11 protein-coding genes are annotated in these 16,105 nt (G+C 74.3%); 7 read left to right on the top strand and 4 right to left on the bottom strand.

The window, feature by feature from the left end; all coding sequences use genetic code 11:
* The first annotated feature begins 107 nt into the window (after positions 1-107).
* From ACZ53K_RS23370 to ACZ53K_RS23340, 7 genes are all read left to right on the top strand, one after another.
* Positions 108-2,141, top strand: a complete 2,034-nt coding sequence (locus tag ACZ53K_RS23370) for a multicopper oxidase family protein (RefSeq protein WP_468839842.1) — start codon at positions 108-110, stop codon at positions 2,139-2,141.
* 59 nt (positions 2,142-2,200) lie between these two features.
* Positions 2,201-3,373, top strand: a complete 1,173-nt coding sequence (locus ACZ53K_RS23365) for a 3-deoxy-7-phosphoheptulonate synthase (protein ID WP_468839840.1) — start codon at positions 2,201-2,203, stop codon at positions 3,371-3,373.
* A 2-nt stretch (positions 3,374-3,375) separates the two neighbouring features.
* On the top strand, positions 3,376-4,821 hold the full coding sequence (locus ACZ53K_RS23360; RefSeq protein ID WP_468839837.1) for a 3-deoxy-7-phosphoheptulonate synthase: 1,446 nt from the start codon (positions 3,376-3,378) through the stop codon (positions 4,819-4,821).
* Positions 4,822-4,870: 49 nt separating this feature from the next.
* Positions 4,871-6,205 (top strand): class I adenylate-forming enzyme family protein, encoded by a 1,335-nt coding sequence (locus ACZ53K_RS23355; RefSeq protein WP_468839834.1) that lies wholly within the window; start codon positions 4,871-4,873, stop codon positions 6,203-6,205.
* Between the two features lie 9 nt (positions 6,206-6,214).
* Positions 6,215-7,387 carry an FAD-dependent monooxygenase gene (locus tag ACZ53K_RS23350; protein ID WP_468839831.1) on the top strand — a complete coding sequence of 391 codons (1,173 nt, stop codon included), beginning with the start codon at positions 6,215-6,217 and terminating at the stop codon, positions 7,385-7,387.
* Positions 7,388-7,574: 187 nt separating this feature from the next.
* Complete coding sequence (locus tag ACZ53K_RS23345) at positions 7,575-9,623, top strand: ATP-binding protein (RefSeq protein ID WP_468839829.1); 2,049 nt, start codon at positions 7,575-7,577, stop codon at positions 9,621-9,623.
* A gap of 7 nt (positions 9,624-9,630) precedes the next feature.
* On the top strand, positions 9,631-11,142 hold the full coding sequence (locus ACZ53K_RS23340) for an ABC transporter substrate-binding protein (protein WP_468839826.1): 1,512 nt from the start codon (positions 9,631-9,633) through the stop codon (positions 11,140-11,142).
* A 34-nt stretch (positions 11,143-11,176) separates the two neighbouring features.
* Here the strand turns inward: ACZ53K_RS23340 and ACZ53K_RS23335 are convergent, their stop codons facing one another.
* The 4 genes from ACZ53K_RS23335 to ACZ53K_RS23320 form a co-directional block, all read right to left on the bottom strand.
* Positions 11,177-12,586, bottom strand: coding sequence for an MATE family efflux transporter (locus ACZ53K_RS23335; RefSeq protein ID WP_468839823.1), 1,410 nt, complete (start codon positions 12,584-12,586; stop codon positions 11,177-11,179).
* A gap of 8 nt (positions 12,587-12,594) precedes the next feature.
* A complete protein-coding gene (locus ACZ53K_RS23330; protein WP_468839820.1) occupies positions 12,595-13,623 on the bottom strand; it encodes a cysteine synthase family protein in 1,029 nt (342 codons plus the stop codon).
* A gap of 69 nt (positions 13,624-13,692) precedes the next feature.
* Positions 13,693-15,075 carry a type III PLP-dependent enzyme domain-containing protein gene (locus tag ACZ53K_RS23325; protein WP_468839818.1) on the bottom strand — a complete coding sequence of 461 codons (1,383 nt, stop codon included), beginning with the start codon at positions 15,073-15,075 and terminating at the stop codon, positions 13,693-13,695.
* Entirely contained in the window at positions 15,066-16,091 is a 1,026-nt protein-coding gene (locus ACZ53K_RS23320) for an ornithine cyclodeaminase family protein (RefSeq protein ID WP_468839815.1), read from the bottom strand. The genes ACZ53K_RS23325 and ACZ53K_RS23320 overlap by 10 nt, the downstream gene beginning before the upstream one ends.
* Positions 16,092-16,105 lie beyond the last annotated feature (14 nt).

Genomic DNA, 16,105 nt, shown 5'->3' with positions numbered 1-16,105 from the left:
GTACCGGTTCAGTAGTCGGGCCCGTGTTTTCCCCGATGTGGTGCGGGGCTGCCGGGGCGCACGGTGAGGGAGTCAACCTTTCCAGCTCCCGGAAAAGAGCCCCCGAGATGCCTGAGCTGATCGAAACCCCCACCCCGGCGGCCGCCGCCACCGAACCGGCCGTACTCACCGAACCGGCTCCCCCGGCCGCCTCCCCGACGGCCCCCGTGCTCCCGACGGCCCCCGGGGCACCGGCGACGCCGACGACCCCGGAGACCTCTCCGGCCCCGAAAGCCCCGGTGATCCCGCAGACCCCTGCCGCCCCCGAGCCCCCGGCCCTGGAACCGTTCCTGGACCCGCTGCGGATTCCGCCGGTCCTGCGGCCGGAGCCCGACCCGGAGACCGGCCGCGCGGAGCTGACCGTACGGACCCGTCCCGTCCATGTTCCGTTGCACTCGCAACTTCCCCCGTCGCTGATGTGGGCGTACGAGGGCCAGGTCCCCGGGCCGACCGTCGAGGTGCGGCGCGGCACCCGGCTGCGGGTGTCCTGGGAGAACGGGCTGAGCGGCCCGTACCCCCTGATCAAGGTGGAGACCCGGGTGCCGGCGAACACCATGCGCCCCGGGTACGACCCGGCGGCCGACACCTTCGACCGCAAGGTGGCCGCACTGCCCCCGTGGACCGTGGTGCATCTGCACGGCGCGCGGACCGGCGGTGTCAACGACGGCTGGACCGACAACGCGGTGCCGCCGGGCGAGACCCAGCTCTCCGAGTACGTCAACGACCAGGCGTCCTGCACCCTCTGGTACCACGACCACGCCATGAACATCACCGCGCTGAACGTGATGACGGGTCTGGCCGGCATGTACTGGATACGGGACGCGGAGGAGGCGGCGCTCGGCCTGCCGGACGGCGACCGTGAGATCCCGCTCGTCCTGTGCGACCGCAACGTGGACACCGACTGGAAGGGCCGCCCGACCGGCGTGCTGATGCACAAGGTCCTGCGGGACGCCCAGGACGTGCCCCGGCCGTTCTTCGGCCCGTACAACGTCGTCAACGGCGTCGTCCAGCCGCACCTGGAGGTGGCCGCGCGCTGGTACCGCTTCCGGATCGTCAACGGCTCCAACGCGCGGTTCTTCACCCTGCGCCTGTGTCACGAGGACGGCACGCCGGTCGACCCGGAACTGGTCGCCCGCGCGTTCCGCCAGATCGGTACGGACAGCGGGCTGCTGCCCGAGCCGGAGCCACTGCCGGACGGGGGCCTGACCCTGGCACCCGCCGAACGCGCCGACGTGCTGGCCGACTTCTCCGTACTGCGGGGGATGCGCGTCCACTGGGCCGACACCGCGACCAACCCGCCCGGCCCGGCGCCCGCGCCCGAGGTGCTGCAGTTCCGGATCGCGGACGAGGCGGCGGACGACCCGTTCACCCTGCCGGACCGGATCAGCCCGTCCTACGTACGGCTGAGCCACGCCACGGCCCCCGACCACGAGCACCGGTGGATCGTGCTGACCCCGCCCGCCGCGACCGGGATGCCGATGATGTGGGAGATGGAGACCGTCGAGGACGCCTCGTCGGTGGAGATCCCCAGCGACGGCGTCGTGCAGGTGCAGCGGCCGGGACAGCCCCTGCTGACGCTGCGCCGGGTCGCCGAGATGTTCAACGACACCACCACGATCATGGCGCGCGAAGGCGGCTGGGAGCAGTGGAACGTGCTGAACCTGGGCGGTCCCGTGCACCCCTTCCACATCCATCTGATCCGCTTCCAGGAGACCCGGCGGCAGAACTACGACGCCCGCGGTTTCCAGCGGCTGTACCACGGCGACGGCACGGTGCGCGGCCACGGCACCGTCACCCCCGTCATCTTCACCGGGGACCTGCCCGTCGAGGGCGCCGACCTCGGCTGGAAGGACACCGTGCGGGTCGGCGACACCAGGCCGGCGCCCGCCGGGTCCGGCCAGCTGGTGTCCGTGCTGGGGCAGTTCGACGGCGGCTCGGGCCGCTACATGTACCACTGCCACATCCTCGAACACGAGGACGAGTCGATGATGCGCCCGTTCACGGTCATGCCCGGCCCGGTGATGGACATGCACCCCGGAATGCACGGCGGCGGCCACGGGGGCCCAGGGGGCCATGGGGGTCACGGAGGTCACTCGTCATGACGTACCCGCCCGCCACTCCACAGGACACCGCCCGCACCGCACCGAAGGAGCGAACCACCATGACCACCCCGACAGCCGTCCCGGACACCCCACGCCTCCGTCACCGCGACGGACGCCGGGTCCGTCCCACCGGCGGCCAGACCCGCGTCCTCCCCGTGGAGAGCCCGGCGCAGCTGTGCGAGCGGCTGCCGCTGGCCTACCACGCCGCGCACACCGTCATGACCGCCCGGCACGACGCCGTACGGGTCCTCGACGGCCGGGACGACCGGCTGCTCGTCATCGTCGGGCCGTGCTCCGTGCACGACCGGGCGGCCGCCCTCGACTACGCGTCCCGGCTGCGGGACGCGGCGGCCGGACTGGCGGACGACCTGCTCGTCGTGATGCGGGTCTACGTCGAGAAACCGCGCTCCTGCCTCGGCTGGCCCGGCCTGGTCGGCGACCCCGGCCTGGACGGCGGCGCCGACCTCGGCCGCGGCCTGGCCGAGGCCCGGTCCCTGATGCTCGACATCGCCGAGTCGGGACTGCCGGTGGGCTGCGAATGGGTCAACCCGGCCACCCCGGCGTACCTGTCCGACGTCGTCGCCTGGGGCTCCGTCGGAGCCCGGACAGCGGCCAGCCAGGTGCACCGTGACCTGGCCAGCGGCCTGCCGATGCCGGTCGGCGTCAAGAACGGCACGGACGGCTCGGTCCAGGTCGCGGTCGACGGCGTACGGGCCGCGGCCGCACCGCACACCTTCCTCGGCGTCTCCGGCGCCGGACCGGTGGCCCTGCTGCGCACCAGCGGCAACCGGGACTGCCACGTCGTCCTGCGCGGCGGCACCGACGGCCCCAACTACGGTGCGGCACACGTCCGCCGGGCCGCGGACCTGCTCGCCGGTGCCGGGCTGCCGGTCCGAGTCGTCGTGGACGCCAGCCACGGCAACAGCGGCAAGCAGCACGAGCGGCAGCACGCGGTCGTCGAGGACCTCGCGGTACGGATCGCCGACGGCGACACCACCGTACGCGGCGTGCTCCTGGAGAGCTTCCTCGTGCCCGGCCGCCAGGACGCCGGCGCCGGCCGTCAGCTGGTCTTCGGACAGAGCGTCACCGACGCGTGCATCGGCTGGAGCGACACCGCCCGGCTGCTGCGGGAACTGGCCGGCGCGGCACGCGCCCGCCGCCGCACCTCCTGCACCCGCCCCCGCCGGGCGGCGGCCGCCCCCGGTTCCGCCCCGCTCCCGGAAAGGACCTGACCGTGTTCACCCCACTCCGCTACCCCAGTACCGACCGCCGCCCGCCGGACGGCTGTGCCACCGCCGGCCGGTCCCCGGACCGGCCGGCCCCGCGGCCCTTCGACCTCGGTGACGTCGCCCGGTTCGGCAGTCCGCTGACCCGGATGCTGCTCGCCAGCGACGGGCTGACCACCACCCTGCTGGAGTCCGCGCTCGCCACGCCCCTGCGGCTGCGCGTCCTGCACCAGGGCACCGCGCCCGCCGCCGCGCAGGACGCGCTGACCCGCCGCTGTCTGAGCCTGGGCCGGGACGAACAGGTCCTGGTGCGCCGCTCCGCGCTGGCCGACGCCGCGCTCACCCCCGTCTCGCTCAACACCGTGGTCGGGCTGGTCCCCGACGACCCGGCGCTGGCCGCGTGCCTCACCAGCGGCCGTACGCCGATCGGTTACGGGCTGCGGGCCGCCGGGGCGATGCGCACCCGGCGGCTGGTGGAGGTCGGCGTGGCCGGGTGGGAACACGACGGCCGGGTCCGGCCCGCCGTGTTCAAGTCGTACGTGGTGCTCGACGGTGACCGGCCCTGGCTGTTCATCCGCGAGCTGTTCAACCCGCGTCTGGTGCCCGCCGATCCGGAGAGCTCCGGGCGCGACGGCCCGGAGCCGGTCCGGCCACCGCCGGTCGTCGTGCCGTCACCACCCACGCGGGATCGGCTCCTGGGCCGCCCGCGTCCGCTCACCGAGGAGATCGGGCGCGCCGGGCCCGCCGTACCGGATCCGCATCCGGCGCTGGCCCCGACGGTGGGCGGTGAAGCGTTCCTCCTGCACCTCGGGCGCCATGCGACCGGAGCGCTGACGACAGCGGCGTCCGCGCTGGTCCACCACGTGGCCGGCGTCCCCGTCACCGTCGTGACCGGCGGGCATGCCCCGCCGGCCGTGCTGCCACGGGAGGCGCGCCGGGTCGCCGAGGAGTACCGGGCGGCTGCCCGCCCGCACACCTGGCTGGGCGACTTCCCGCAGCTGATGGCGTTCCTCGACACCTGCCCGCCGGCCATCGCCGGCCAGGTCCGGTGGACGGCCGACGGCGACCGTGTGCCGCCGCCCGGCGCCGTGGCCGGGCTGTGCCCCCGGCCGGGCTGTCATCCCCGAGCGGTCGCCGCGCGGTGTGCGGCGCTCAACGCGGGCCGGGTGCCCGGCCGGCTGCTACTGGCCGTACGGCTCGCCCCGGAGCGGATCGTGGCCGAGCTGCCCGCGCTGATCGAGGCCGTGGCCTCCACCGGCACCCCGGTGACGTGGGTCTGCGCACCCCGGCCCGGCGGGGCCACGGCGGCGGCCGAGATCGACACGTTCTTCGACACCCACTACTCGGTGGGCAGCCGTCCCGGCGGTCTGCTGCTCGACGAGAGCGGCCGCACCCCGGCCGAGGTGCTGCGGACGGTCCATGCCGCCGCGTCCGCCTGGCAGCCGACGCCCTGACCCGCCCTCCCTGCCCAACTCCCTTACTCCGTACGAAAGCGAGCCTCTCATGTCGTACCGACAGCGCCCCGACATCGCCCTCATCGACGAACAGGGGTCCCTCACCCGCCAGGCGCTGCGCGCCACGGTCACCGGCCGGGCCGCCGAACTCACCGCGGCGGGCCTGCGCCCCGGCGACCGGGCCCTGCTCTGCCGCCCCAACGGCCGCCACTGGGTCGTCGATTACCTCGCGCTGGCGGAGCTGGGCGCGGTGAGCGTTCCGCTGAACGCCGCGTCCGCGCCGGACGAGATCGACCACGCGGCCGGCGACAGCGCCGCCGCCCTCCTCCTCACCTCCGAGGAACCCGGCCGCCCGCCACCGGGCCCGCCCCGCTCCCCCGCCGTCGACCTCGCCGGCATCGCGACCATCGCCTACACCTCCGGCACGACCGGACGCCCCAAGGGAGCGCTCCAGTCCCGGTGCGCGGTACGGCTCGGCGGGGAGAACATCGCCCGGCGCCTCGCGCTGGGGCCCGGCGACACGGTGCTCAGCCCGCTGCCACTGGCCCACACGTACGGCACCAACGTGCTGAACGCCGCACTGTCCGCGGGGGCCACTCTCGTCCTCCTCACCCGCTTCACCGAGGAGACGGTCGCCGAGGCGCTGCGCCGCCACCGCCCCACCGTGCTGGCCGGGGTGCCGACGATGTACCGGCGGCTGCTGGCCCGCGCGGGGCTGCCGCTGGAGTCGGTGCGCTGTTCGCTCTCCGCGGGCCAGCCCGCCGGCGCACAGCTCGCCGGCGCCTGGCAGGAGCGGTCCGGCGCCGTCTTCGCCGAAGGCTGGGGCATGACCGAACTGGCCGGCCTGGCCTCGCTCACCCCCGCTGACGACCCGCGGCACCCGGGCACCGCGGGCCCGCCCGTGCCGGACGCCGCGGTCCGTACAGGCGAGGACGGGGAACTGCTGGTCCGCGCGCCCTTCGTCACCCCCGGCTATCTGGGCGCCCCCGAGGTCACCGCACGGGTCCTGACACCCGGCGGGGAACTGCGCACCGGGGACGTCGGGCGGGTGACGGACGACGGCGGCGTCACCGTCCTGGACCGCCTCAAGGACGTGATCCTGTGCGGCGGTTACACGGTCTACCCGGCCGAGGTGGAACGGGTGATCGCCAATCATCCGGCCGTGGCCGCGGTCGCCGTCACCGCCATGCCGGACGCCGTGCGGGGCGAGTCCCCGCAGGCCTGGATCGCCACCGTGGCGGGCCGGCCGGCCGACGAGGCGGCGATCCTCGCCCACTGCCGGGCGCAACTGGCCCCGTACAAGATTCCCCGCCGTACGACGTTCCTGCCCGAACTCCCCACCACCGCGGGCGGCAAGGTCGCGCGCGGCCGGCTGCCCCGTTAGGAGACCGTCATGGACACCACCGCGACACCGCACGTCCTCGTCGTGGGCGCGGGCCCGGTCGGGCTGGCCACCGCCCTGCTGCTGCGCGCCCACGGACTGCCCGTCACCGTCCTGGAGGCGGCGGCGGAGCACGCGCCCCGGCCCGGCAGCCGGGCGATCTTCCTGCACCGGCAGTCGCTGGCCACGCTCGCCGCCGCCGACCCGGCGCTGGGCAGGGACCTGGTCGGCAACGGGCTGGTCTGGGGCGCGAGACGCACCTCCTTCGCGGGCCGGGAGGTCCACCGCCGTACGTACACCCCGCCCCCGGCGGACCGCGCGCCGTTCTCCAGCCTCCCGCAGCCGGTCATGGAGGAACTGCTGCGCGCTGCCTGCCACCGGGCCGGGGCGGTCATCCACTGGGAGACGCCGGTCACCGGTCTCGCCGCCGGCCCGGACGGCGTACGGGTGCGCACTGCGGAGGCCGAGCACCGTGCCGCGTACGCCGTCGGCTGTGACGGGGCCAGATCCGCCGTGCGCCAAGCCATTGGGGTACGGCTGCACGGGCCCCGCTCACCGCACGCGTTCCTCGTGCTCGACGTCGCCGACGACCCCGGGCACCCGCTGCCGCACGAGCGGGCGTTCCACTACCTCGATCCGCGCATGGCCGGGCGCAATGTGCTGACCGTGCCGTTCCGCGGCGGGCTGCGCGTGGATGTGCAGTGCCGGCCGGACGACGACCCGGAGGCGCTCGCCGGGGCCGCGGCGGACTGGCTGCCCGGTCTGCTGCCGGACGGCCACGCCTGCGCCGTCACCTGGTCCTCGCATTACCGCTTCCAGCAGGCGGTCGCCGACGCCCTCACCGACCCGCACGGCCGGGTGCTGCTCGCCGGGGAGGCCGGGCATCTCTTCGCCCCCTTCGGCGCGCGGGGCCTGAACTCGGGCGTCGCCGACGCCGCGGCGGCCGCGGCCGCCCTGGTCACCGGCGATGTGGCCGGTTTCGCGACCGACCGGCACCGGGCCGCGCTGCTCAACCGCCGGGCGGCCGGGCGCGCCCTGGCGCACCTCACCGCCCGCACCCCCTGGCAGCGCGCCACCCAGCGCCTGGCGGCCGCCGCGGCTCCCCGGTACGGCCGCGCCGGGCGCTGGCTGGACTCCGCCCCGTACGGCCCGCGTGACGCCGGCATTCCCGGGAGCCGCTACTGAGGACGAGCCGCTGCCGAGACCCGCATCGCACCTTCCTCTCGCGTCCGACGCGGACCATACGTCTCGCCTTTTCCTCACCGGCCTCATATGACCCAGTGGTCACCACTGCTCCCGAACCACCCTTCGCACGCACCCGGTTGCTGCATCCTGGTCCTTCACGACGGTGACCACGAGGGGGCACGGCACGGTGCAGTCCCGACGTGATCTGATGATCCGGGAGTTCGTCGGCCAACGGCTCGTCCGGGCCCGCGGCGAGCACACCCGGTACCCGGCCCTGCTGCTGCTCGGACCCCGCGGCAGCGGCAAGACCGCGCTGGCGGGGCGGCTGGAGAACTGGGGCCGCCGGGCACCGCTGGCCGCCCTGGACCTCGCGGCGCTCGACGACGGGGTGCACCACCCCGTCGACGTCCTGGCCCGTATCGCCTTCCAGCTCAACGCCCGCCGGCCGGACTTCCCGCCGCTCGCCCTGCCGTCCTTCGCCGTCCTGCTGATGGCGCTGTCCGCCGAGGCCGACCCGGAGAGCAGGGACGCCGCGCTGGGCCAGATGCGCGAGGCGCTGCGGACGGGCCGGGCGGAGGACCACTCCCTGGCGGTGCTGCGGGAACTGGTGGCGTCGGTCGGCGTGCCGATGGGGCTGCCCGGCTGGTCGGCGGCGGTCGTACCGCTGATACAGGGGTGGCAGCGGGCCCGGGTGTGGTGGGGCGTGCACCGGCGGGTGGGCCGGGTACCGCGCGGCGGCTCCCGGCCCCAGGTCCCGGCGGACGCCCTCGTCGAGCTGAACCAGCACTTCCGGCACGGCACGGCGGCCCAGCGGGAGCGCGCCGAGTCGGTGCTGCTCCAGGCGTTCCTCGCCGACCTCCAGGGTGCGTACACCCGGCACGGCGGCGACCGCGCCCGCACCCTGCGCTGCCTGGTGCTGCTGGACAACGCCGACAGTGAACTGGGGGACACCTTCCTCCGGGCCCTGGTCGAGGCGCGGGCCGCCGGGCCGGAACGGCCGGAGCAGCCGGACCCGCTGGTCGTCGTGGCGAGCGCACGCCGCGCGCCGGACGTGCTGCGGCAGCTGGAGCAGGGCCCCCGGCAGCTCGGCGGCTATCTGTCGTGCTGGCAGCCGCCGGAGCGGGAGGACGGGCCGGAGCTGTTCGTGCCGCGGGTGGTGGCCCGGCCCGGCGGCGGTGCCAGGCTGGAGGTGGCGCAGTTGCGTCCGTTGGACCGGGCCGAGGTGCGGGAGCAGGCCGCTCCGTACGCGAAGCGGATGCCGCGGGCCGCGCTGGCGGGCATCACGCACCCGGTGGCCTGGCTGGGCCGTACGGTTCACGAGCTGACGCGCGGCCACCCGGCCGCGACCGGCACGGTGCTGGACGCGCTGGAGGACTTCGCGCCGGAGGTGCCGTGCGGAAGGCGGCTGCGCATGGTGCTGGCGCCCGAAGGGCCGCACTCCGTCGCGGACGAACTGCTGGAACTGCTGCTCCAGGATCTGCCGCGGGAGCTGGTCGACGGGGCTCTGCCCCGCGCGGCCGCCGCCGTCACCCTCGGGCAGGCCGCGAGCGCCACCGACCTGTGGCGGCAGGCCGAGGCTCCGCCGCGGCTGCTGCGCGGGCTGGCCCACGACGACCGGCACGCCGAGCGGGTCACCTTCGACGGGCAGCCGCACAGCACCCTCCCGGGCATGGTGCGCACCCTGCTGCTGGGCCGGCTGTCGCTGGCTCCGGCGTCCGCCACCGACGCTTCCGCCACGCCGTGGGACCGTACGCACGAAATCCTGCGGTACGCGGCGGAGTCGGGACGCGTCGGCGCCTACCACCGGCTGGCGGGCGGTGACGTCCAGGGGGCCGTGGCCTACCTGCATGCCCGCTTCCTCGACGTGTGCGGGGGCGGCAGCTCGGCGCAGGCGTGGTGCGAGGAGCTGTCCTGGATCCAGCGCGCGCCGCGCCGCTGGGAGGGGGACGCGCTGGGCCGCTCCGCGGGCGCGGAGTTCCAGCACCGGCTCGCGCGGGCGCAGAGCCCGCCCGAGCGGCTGATGGTCACCCGTCTGCTGGTCGCCGGGTGGATCACCACCCACCCGGCGTCCGATACCTATGCGTCGCTGTGGTCCGACCCGTTGGGCGATCCGGCGGCCGAGCTGTATCCGAAGATCGTCGACGCACTGCAGACCCTGAGTGGCCGGCTGAGCGACGAGACGGACCACGACGTGCTGTGGCAGCGGGCGGCCGGCTACGAGAGGAAGCCTTGGTGACCGTCGGATGAGTGGCGAGGACCAGCTCGCGGCCCCGCGGCCGCAGCCCCGCAAGTGGCTGCGGGCCGCCGTCGCGGTGGCGGTGGCGGGGGCCCTGGGGGTGGGCGGGTACTGGGTGTACGACAGGGCGTTCGAGCGGTGTGCCGACGGGGTGCGCGAGCAGGGGCCGCGGAACGAGTGCGTGGGTGTCACCGACGGCTCGTACGTGTTCGATGCCTCGCTGCGGGACATCTCCCGGCAGATCCTCGCCGAGAACCGGCGGGTGGCGCGGTCCGGCAGGCCCTGGGTGTCGGTGGCCTACCTCCAGCCGATGACACCGGGCGTCGGCGACAAGGGGCGCGACAGCATACGGCGGGAGCTGGAGGGCGCCTACCTCGCGCAGCGGGAGCTGAACGACCCGCGGCGCGGCGGGCGCGGCGACTCGCCGCAGATCAAGCTGCTGCTGGCGAACAGCGGCGCCGGGTCGCAGCAGTGGGAGCCGCTGGTGGACCAGCTCAAGGAGATGAAGGACGGCGATCAGCACCTGGTCGCCGTGGCGGGCCTCGGGCAGAGCCGCCGGACGACCCAGCAGGCGATCGACGCCCTGCGGGCGGCCAGGATTCCCCTGATGGGCTCGACCGTGACCGCGGACGCCATCAACCAGCCGGGGCAGACCGGATTCTGGCGGGTGGCGGCGACCAACTCCGCCCAGGCGTCGGCCGCGGTCCGCCATCTGCGCGCCTTGCAGGACCGTCCCGGTCGGCAGCGCCCGTACCGCGTGACGACCATCTCGGACCGCAGTGAGCAGGACATCTACAGCACCTCCCTGTACCGGGGCTTCACCGCGGCCGCCGCGCGGCACGGCCTGAAGGTCACCGACCTCGGGCTGGCCTACAGCGCGGACGATCCCGCCACCGCCAACGCCTTCTCCGCCCTCGCCGACCGCGTGTGCTCCGACCGGCCGGACGCCGTGTACTTCGCGGGCCGGGGGCGTGATCTGCGGATCTTCATCGAGGCGATGGCCGCGACCGGCCGGCGCTGCCCGACCACGGTGGTCACCGCGGACGACGCGGTGGGCGTCTTCGACGTGCCGGAAAGCTACGAGTCGCGCCAGGCGTTCCGGAAGGTGTGGGAGCTCAGCCGCGTCACGGTGCACCACACCGTACTGGCCCATCCCGACCAGTGGGCGAACGCCTATCCCGGCGCCGACAATCCGCTGCCGCAGTTCCGCGACGCCTACCGGAAGGACATCCGTCGTACGGACGACGAACTGGCCGACGGGCAGGCCATGATGGGCCACGACGCGCTGTTCACCCTCGGTGTGGCCATCCGTGACGGCGCGGGGCGGCAGGGCAGCAGTCCGGTCACCACCGGCAGCACCCGCCAGATGCTGTTGCAGATCAGTGGCAGCAAGCCGGTGTACGGCGTGAGCGGACCGATCCGGTTCGACGATCACGGCGATCCGGAGGGCAAGCCGCTCGCGCTGGTCGAGCTGAAGCCGGACGGTTCGTATGCCTTCCGCAAGGTGGTGTGGCCGTAGGGCAGGCCCGCAAAACTGCCCGCGGTTGCGCCGTTCATGCTGTCTGTACGGTCTGCGGGGCGGCTGCCCTGGCGCGCAGGCTCGCGCCGTAGCGGCGTAGCAGCAGGACGGCGGTGGTGGCGAGGCCGGTGAGGAGGCCGAGCCAGATGCCGAGTGTGTGCAGCCCGGCGGCGTAACCCAGGAGCCAGGCGGCGGGCAGGCCCACCGCCCAGTAGCCGATGAGGGTGATGCGGAAGCCGCCTTTGGTGTCGTCGAGGCCGCGCAGGAGGCCGACGCCGATGTTCTGGGCGCAGTCGAAGAACTGCAGGACCATGACGACCAGCAGCAGGTGGGAGGCGATGGAGACGGCTTCGGCGTCCCGGCCCCCGCCGGTGTCGAAGAACGGGCCGAGGACCAGTCCGGGCAGCGTGACGTAGACGACCGCGACGACGGCCATGACGGCGCCCGCACAGGCCAGTGCGGTGTTCTTGATGCGCAGCGCGGTATCGGTACGGCCGAGGGCCAGTTCGCGGCTGACGTTGATGGATGCCGCGTGCGAGAGGCCGACGGCAACTTGGAAGACGATGTAGACGAGCTGGTTGACGGCGGTGTGCGCGGCCAGCGCGGCGCTGCCGAACGAGCCGGCCATCAGGGCCGTGACGGAGAAGAACCCGGCCTCCGACCCGTAGGTCGCGGCGATCGGCACACCGAGCCGGACGAGACGGCCGGCCGCGGCACGGTGGGCCCTGGCGATGTTCAGGCTGAGGTGCGGCCCGAGCACCCGGTCGCGCTTCGCGGCGGCGTACAGCGCCACGAAGGAGAGGAAGTACACGAGCGTGGTGGCCACCCCCACGCCGGGCAGGCCCAGTTCGGGCAGCCCCCAGGTGCCGTGGATCAGGCCCCAGTTGAGGGCCGCGTTGACGACGACGGAGACGACGGTGATACGCAGCAGCGCCTGCGGCCGCCGCATCCCCACGGTGAACTGGCGGACGGCCTGGAACCACAGGCACGGCAGCAGGCCCGGCGCGAGGGCGAGCAGCATCGTCCGCGCCCGGCCGACGACGTCCGCCTCCTGGCCGAGCAAGCTGAGCGCCTGGCCGATGAGCAGCATCAGGACGGCGCCCGCCAGTCCGGCGAGGGTCGCCACGGCCAGGCCGGCGCGGACGATCGTACGGGTCTCGCCGTCCTCCTCCCCAGGCTCCGGTTGCTCCCGGGCCGTCTCCGCGCGCGCCGCGGCGGCGGCGATCCCGTTGCCGACGGAGGTGACGAGGCCGACGCCCATGGTGCGCAGCTGGTTGAAGATGACGATGGCCAGGCCGCCGGCGGCGAGGTCGGTGGTGCCGAGCAGGCCCATCATGACGGTGTCGGTGGTCGTCAGGGCGACCTGCGCGAGCTGGGTCAGGACGAGCGGGACGGCGAGGGCGGCCAGGGCGCGGCTGTCGCGGAGGAGCGTGGTGGGCTGCATGGGCGGGCTCATATCCTGCGGAGTTTGGTGAGCGTTTCGTCGACTTCGCGTTCCAGGCCGCGGTCGAGGAGCGCGCGGGCGTGCATCCAGTCGTCGTTGAAGACGGTGTCCAGGTACTTCTCGCCGCCGTCGTTGACCAGAGCGACCATAGTGGTGCCGGGCCGGGCGGCGGGGAGCCGGTTCAGGGCCTCGTGGACGACGCCGCCGGCGGAGCCGCCGATGAGCAGTCCGGTGGCGCGGGCGACGGCCCGGGCGGTGGCGAAGGCCTCGGCGTCGCCGACCTTCACGCCGTCGTCGATCAGGCCGAAGTCGACGAGCGCGCCGATCTCGGCACCTTCGGGGGTGCCGGTGCCGGACTGGTAGTAGTCGTGGGCGGGGCCGCCGAAGGCGATGGAGCCCTTGGGTTCGACGCCGACCGTGCGGCAGCCGGGGACCAGGGTGCGCAGTTCGCGGGTGGTGCCGCAGAGGGCGCCGCCGGTGCCCACCGCGCCGATCAGGATGTCGATCCGCCCGCCGAGGGCCTGGTGGAGCTCGTGGGCGACGGGGAAGTAACCGACGCCGTTGCTGGGGTTGTTGTGCTGTTCGGTGAAGACGGTGTTGTCCTGCCCGCGGGCCAGTTCCCCGGCCAGTTCCTCGCGGGCGGCGGTGGCCAGTTCGCCGGTGCCGTCGTCCGGGGCGTAGACGAGCCGGGTGCCCAGGGCCGTCATGGCGCGCAGTTTGTCGGTGCAGGCGTGGTGGTCGACGACGGCGGTGAAGGTGTAGCCGCGTTCGGCGGCGATGACCGCCAGGCCCAGGCCGGTGTTGCCGGAGGTGGATTCGACGATGCGGCCGCCGGGCCGCAGTGCGCCGCGCGCCTCGGCGTCCAGGACCATCTGGCGGGCCATCCGGATCTTGGCGGTGCCGGTCGGGTTGAACATCTCCAGTTTGAGGAGCAGGCGGCTGCCCGTATCGGTGCGGCACAGCTCGAACAGCGGGGTGCAGCCGATGAGGTCGGAGATGCGGGAGACCACGGCGGGGCGCGTGGGGGCCTGGTTCACTGGGCGGCTCCTGGGCAGCGAAGGGCTGGTCACATGGGTCGTGCGGAGGCCGATGGCCGGGTGCCCGCCTCAGCGGGCGGGGCGCCGGTCGAGGCGCCAGCGGGGCCGGGTGCCCAGGCGGTCCACGACGACCTTGGGCGGCAGCGGCAGGTCGTGGAACGGGGACTCGTTCGAATCCATCTGGTATCCGGCGGTGTTCGGGTAGACCAGCAGGTCGCCGACGCGGGGCCGGGCGGGCAACGGGACCTTGCGCCAGGTGAGGAGGTCGGACTCCAGGCAGGTCGCGCCGCCGACGCACGCCGGGTGCACCGTCTCGCCCCGGGCCCGCCCGTCCGGGGTGACCAGGTACGGATCGGGCAGGTACTCGCTGTTGAACCACTGCTCGGAGAGGCTGAGGCTGGTGCCGTCGACCGTCAGGATCCGGTAGCCGTCGCGTTCCTTGACGCCCTGGACGCGGAAGACGGACGCGCCGGCGCCGTCGAGCAGGGCCCGGCCGGGCTCCGCCATCAGCAGCGTGCCGGTCTGCCTGAGCCGTTCGGCCAGGCTGGTGCGGCCGCCCACGGGGACGGTGTCCAGGATGGCGAGCAGGGCGTCGGCTCCGGCGACGGGCGAGTGGTACGGGTAGAAGCTGTCGGCCTCGAACGTCTTGTGCGCGTGGTAGTGCGCGGGGCGCTGCGCGGCGAGGAACGCCTGCCAGTGGTGCGCGCTGCTGTAGTCGACGGCGAAGCCGCCGCCGATGCTGATCCGGTCGGCCCGCAGTCCCAGTTCCCGCGCGCGCAGGCAGCGGCCGACGAGGTCCGCGGCGAGGTCGGCGCGTGGCCGGACGGCGTATCCGGACAGGTGGAAGCTGAAGCCCTCCATCCGTACGGCACCCTCGGCGCGTACGCACCGGTCCAGCGCGGTGTCCAGTTCGGCGGCCGTCATCCCGAAGCGGCTGTGCGGCTGCCCGGGAGGCAGGCGGCGCAGCAGCAGGCGGGCCGGGCGGGCGGTGCCGGTCAGGGCGAGCGTGATGAGCAGGTCGAGTTCGTCGAGGGCGTCGACCGCGACCAGGCAGCCCTGAAGGGCGGCCAGCCGGAGCAGTTCGTCGCTCTTGGCCGGTCCGGTGACGACGATGTGCTCGCCGCGTACGCCGTGTCCGAGGGTTTCGCGCAGCTCCGGGGCGCTCGCCACGTCCACGCCCGCGCCGTGGGCGGCGCAGCGCTCCGCCCAGACGGCGGCCTTGTTGGCCTTCTTCGCGTAGTACACGCGCCCCGCCACCCCGGCGTCGTGGAGTGCGGTGCGGAAGGCGGTGAGGTTGGTGTCGAAGCGGTGCGGGAGCAGGAAGTGGAACGGGCCGTCGAAGGCGTAGGACAGTTCGTGCAGCAGGCCGCTGTCCAGGAGCCGGTCGGTGTCGGGGTCGGGGTGGGCGGGCAGCGTCGGTGTGCCGGCGGGGTGCGGACCGGTCACCGCCACAGCGCCACCCGCGTTCCCAGCCCCTGGTCGAGGGCGAGTTGGGCGAAGCGGTGGCCGAGGGCGATGTCGGTGACGACGAGCCCGCTGTTGTAGGCGAAGATGCGTTCCTGCGCGCTGCCGCGGCCGGTGGCGGTACCGGCCAGCACGGCCGGGAACTCCGCGTCCACGGCGGGGAAGCGGCCGTGTTCGTCGGCCATGTCGGTGCCGGTGACCTTCATCTGCGCCTCGCTGGTGGCCACGACCCGGTCGGCGCGGTGCAGGGTGGACGGTGCCAGGCCGTGCCCCACGAGGACGGACAGCGCGCCGGGCCGGAGCCAGTCGGCCTCGACGGCCGCCGCGGTGTGGCCGCCCGCGGCCGCCACGAGCACGTCGGCGTCGCCCGCAGCGGCCCGCAGGCCGGTGACCAGCTCCACGTCCCGGTCCGGGAAGTGGGCGCGCAGCTCTTCGCGTACCGCCGCGATGCCGTCGGGATGACTGCCGTACAGCATCAGGCGTTCCAGGCCGGGCAGCGTCGTCAGCAGGAACGGGAGGGCCAGGCGCCCTTGGGTGCCGGTGCCGATGACCAGGGCGCTGCGGGCGCCGGGCGGGGCGCATTCGCGGGCGAGCAGGGCGGAGACGGCCGGGGTGCGCAGCGCGCCGACGCGGCCGCAGTCCAGCATCGCGACCGGCAGGCCGGTGGTGTCGTCGTAGAGCGTCAGCGTGGTGTAGTAGTGCTGGTCACCGCGGTCCTTGTGCAGGCCGTGTTTGTACGAGGTCTTGACGGCGACGACGTCGCGGGAGCCGTCCCGGCCGAGCATCGCGTACGCGACGGAGTGCCCGTCGGCGGGTTTGACGGTGAGCTTGCGCGGGTTGTCGGAGCCGCCCGCCGCAAGGGTGCGGTAGGCGCCTTCGACGGTGGCCACGACGTCGGCGAGGGCGATGCCGAGGCCGGCCAGGTCGCTGGTGGACAGGATGCGCAGGGTCCGGTCGTCGGCGGGTATGCAGGGGGTGTCGGCGGCCACGGTGCTGTCGGTCATGTCCGTCCTCAAGG

It is taken from the genome of Streptomyces sp. NPDC033221 (assembly GCF_055577005.1).
The sequence above is the reverse complement of the archived record's forward strand: the minus strand, read 5'-3'. Positions and strand labels throughout refer to the sequence as shown.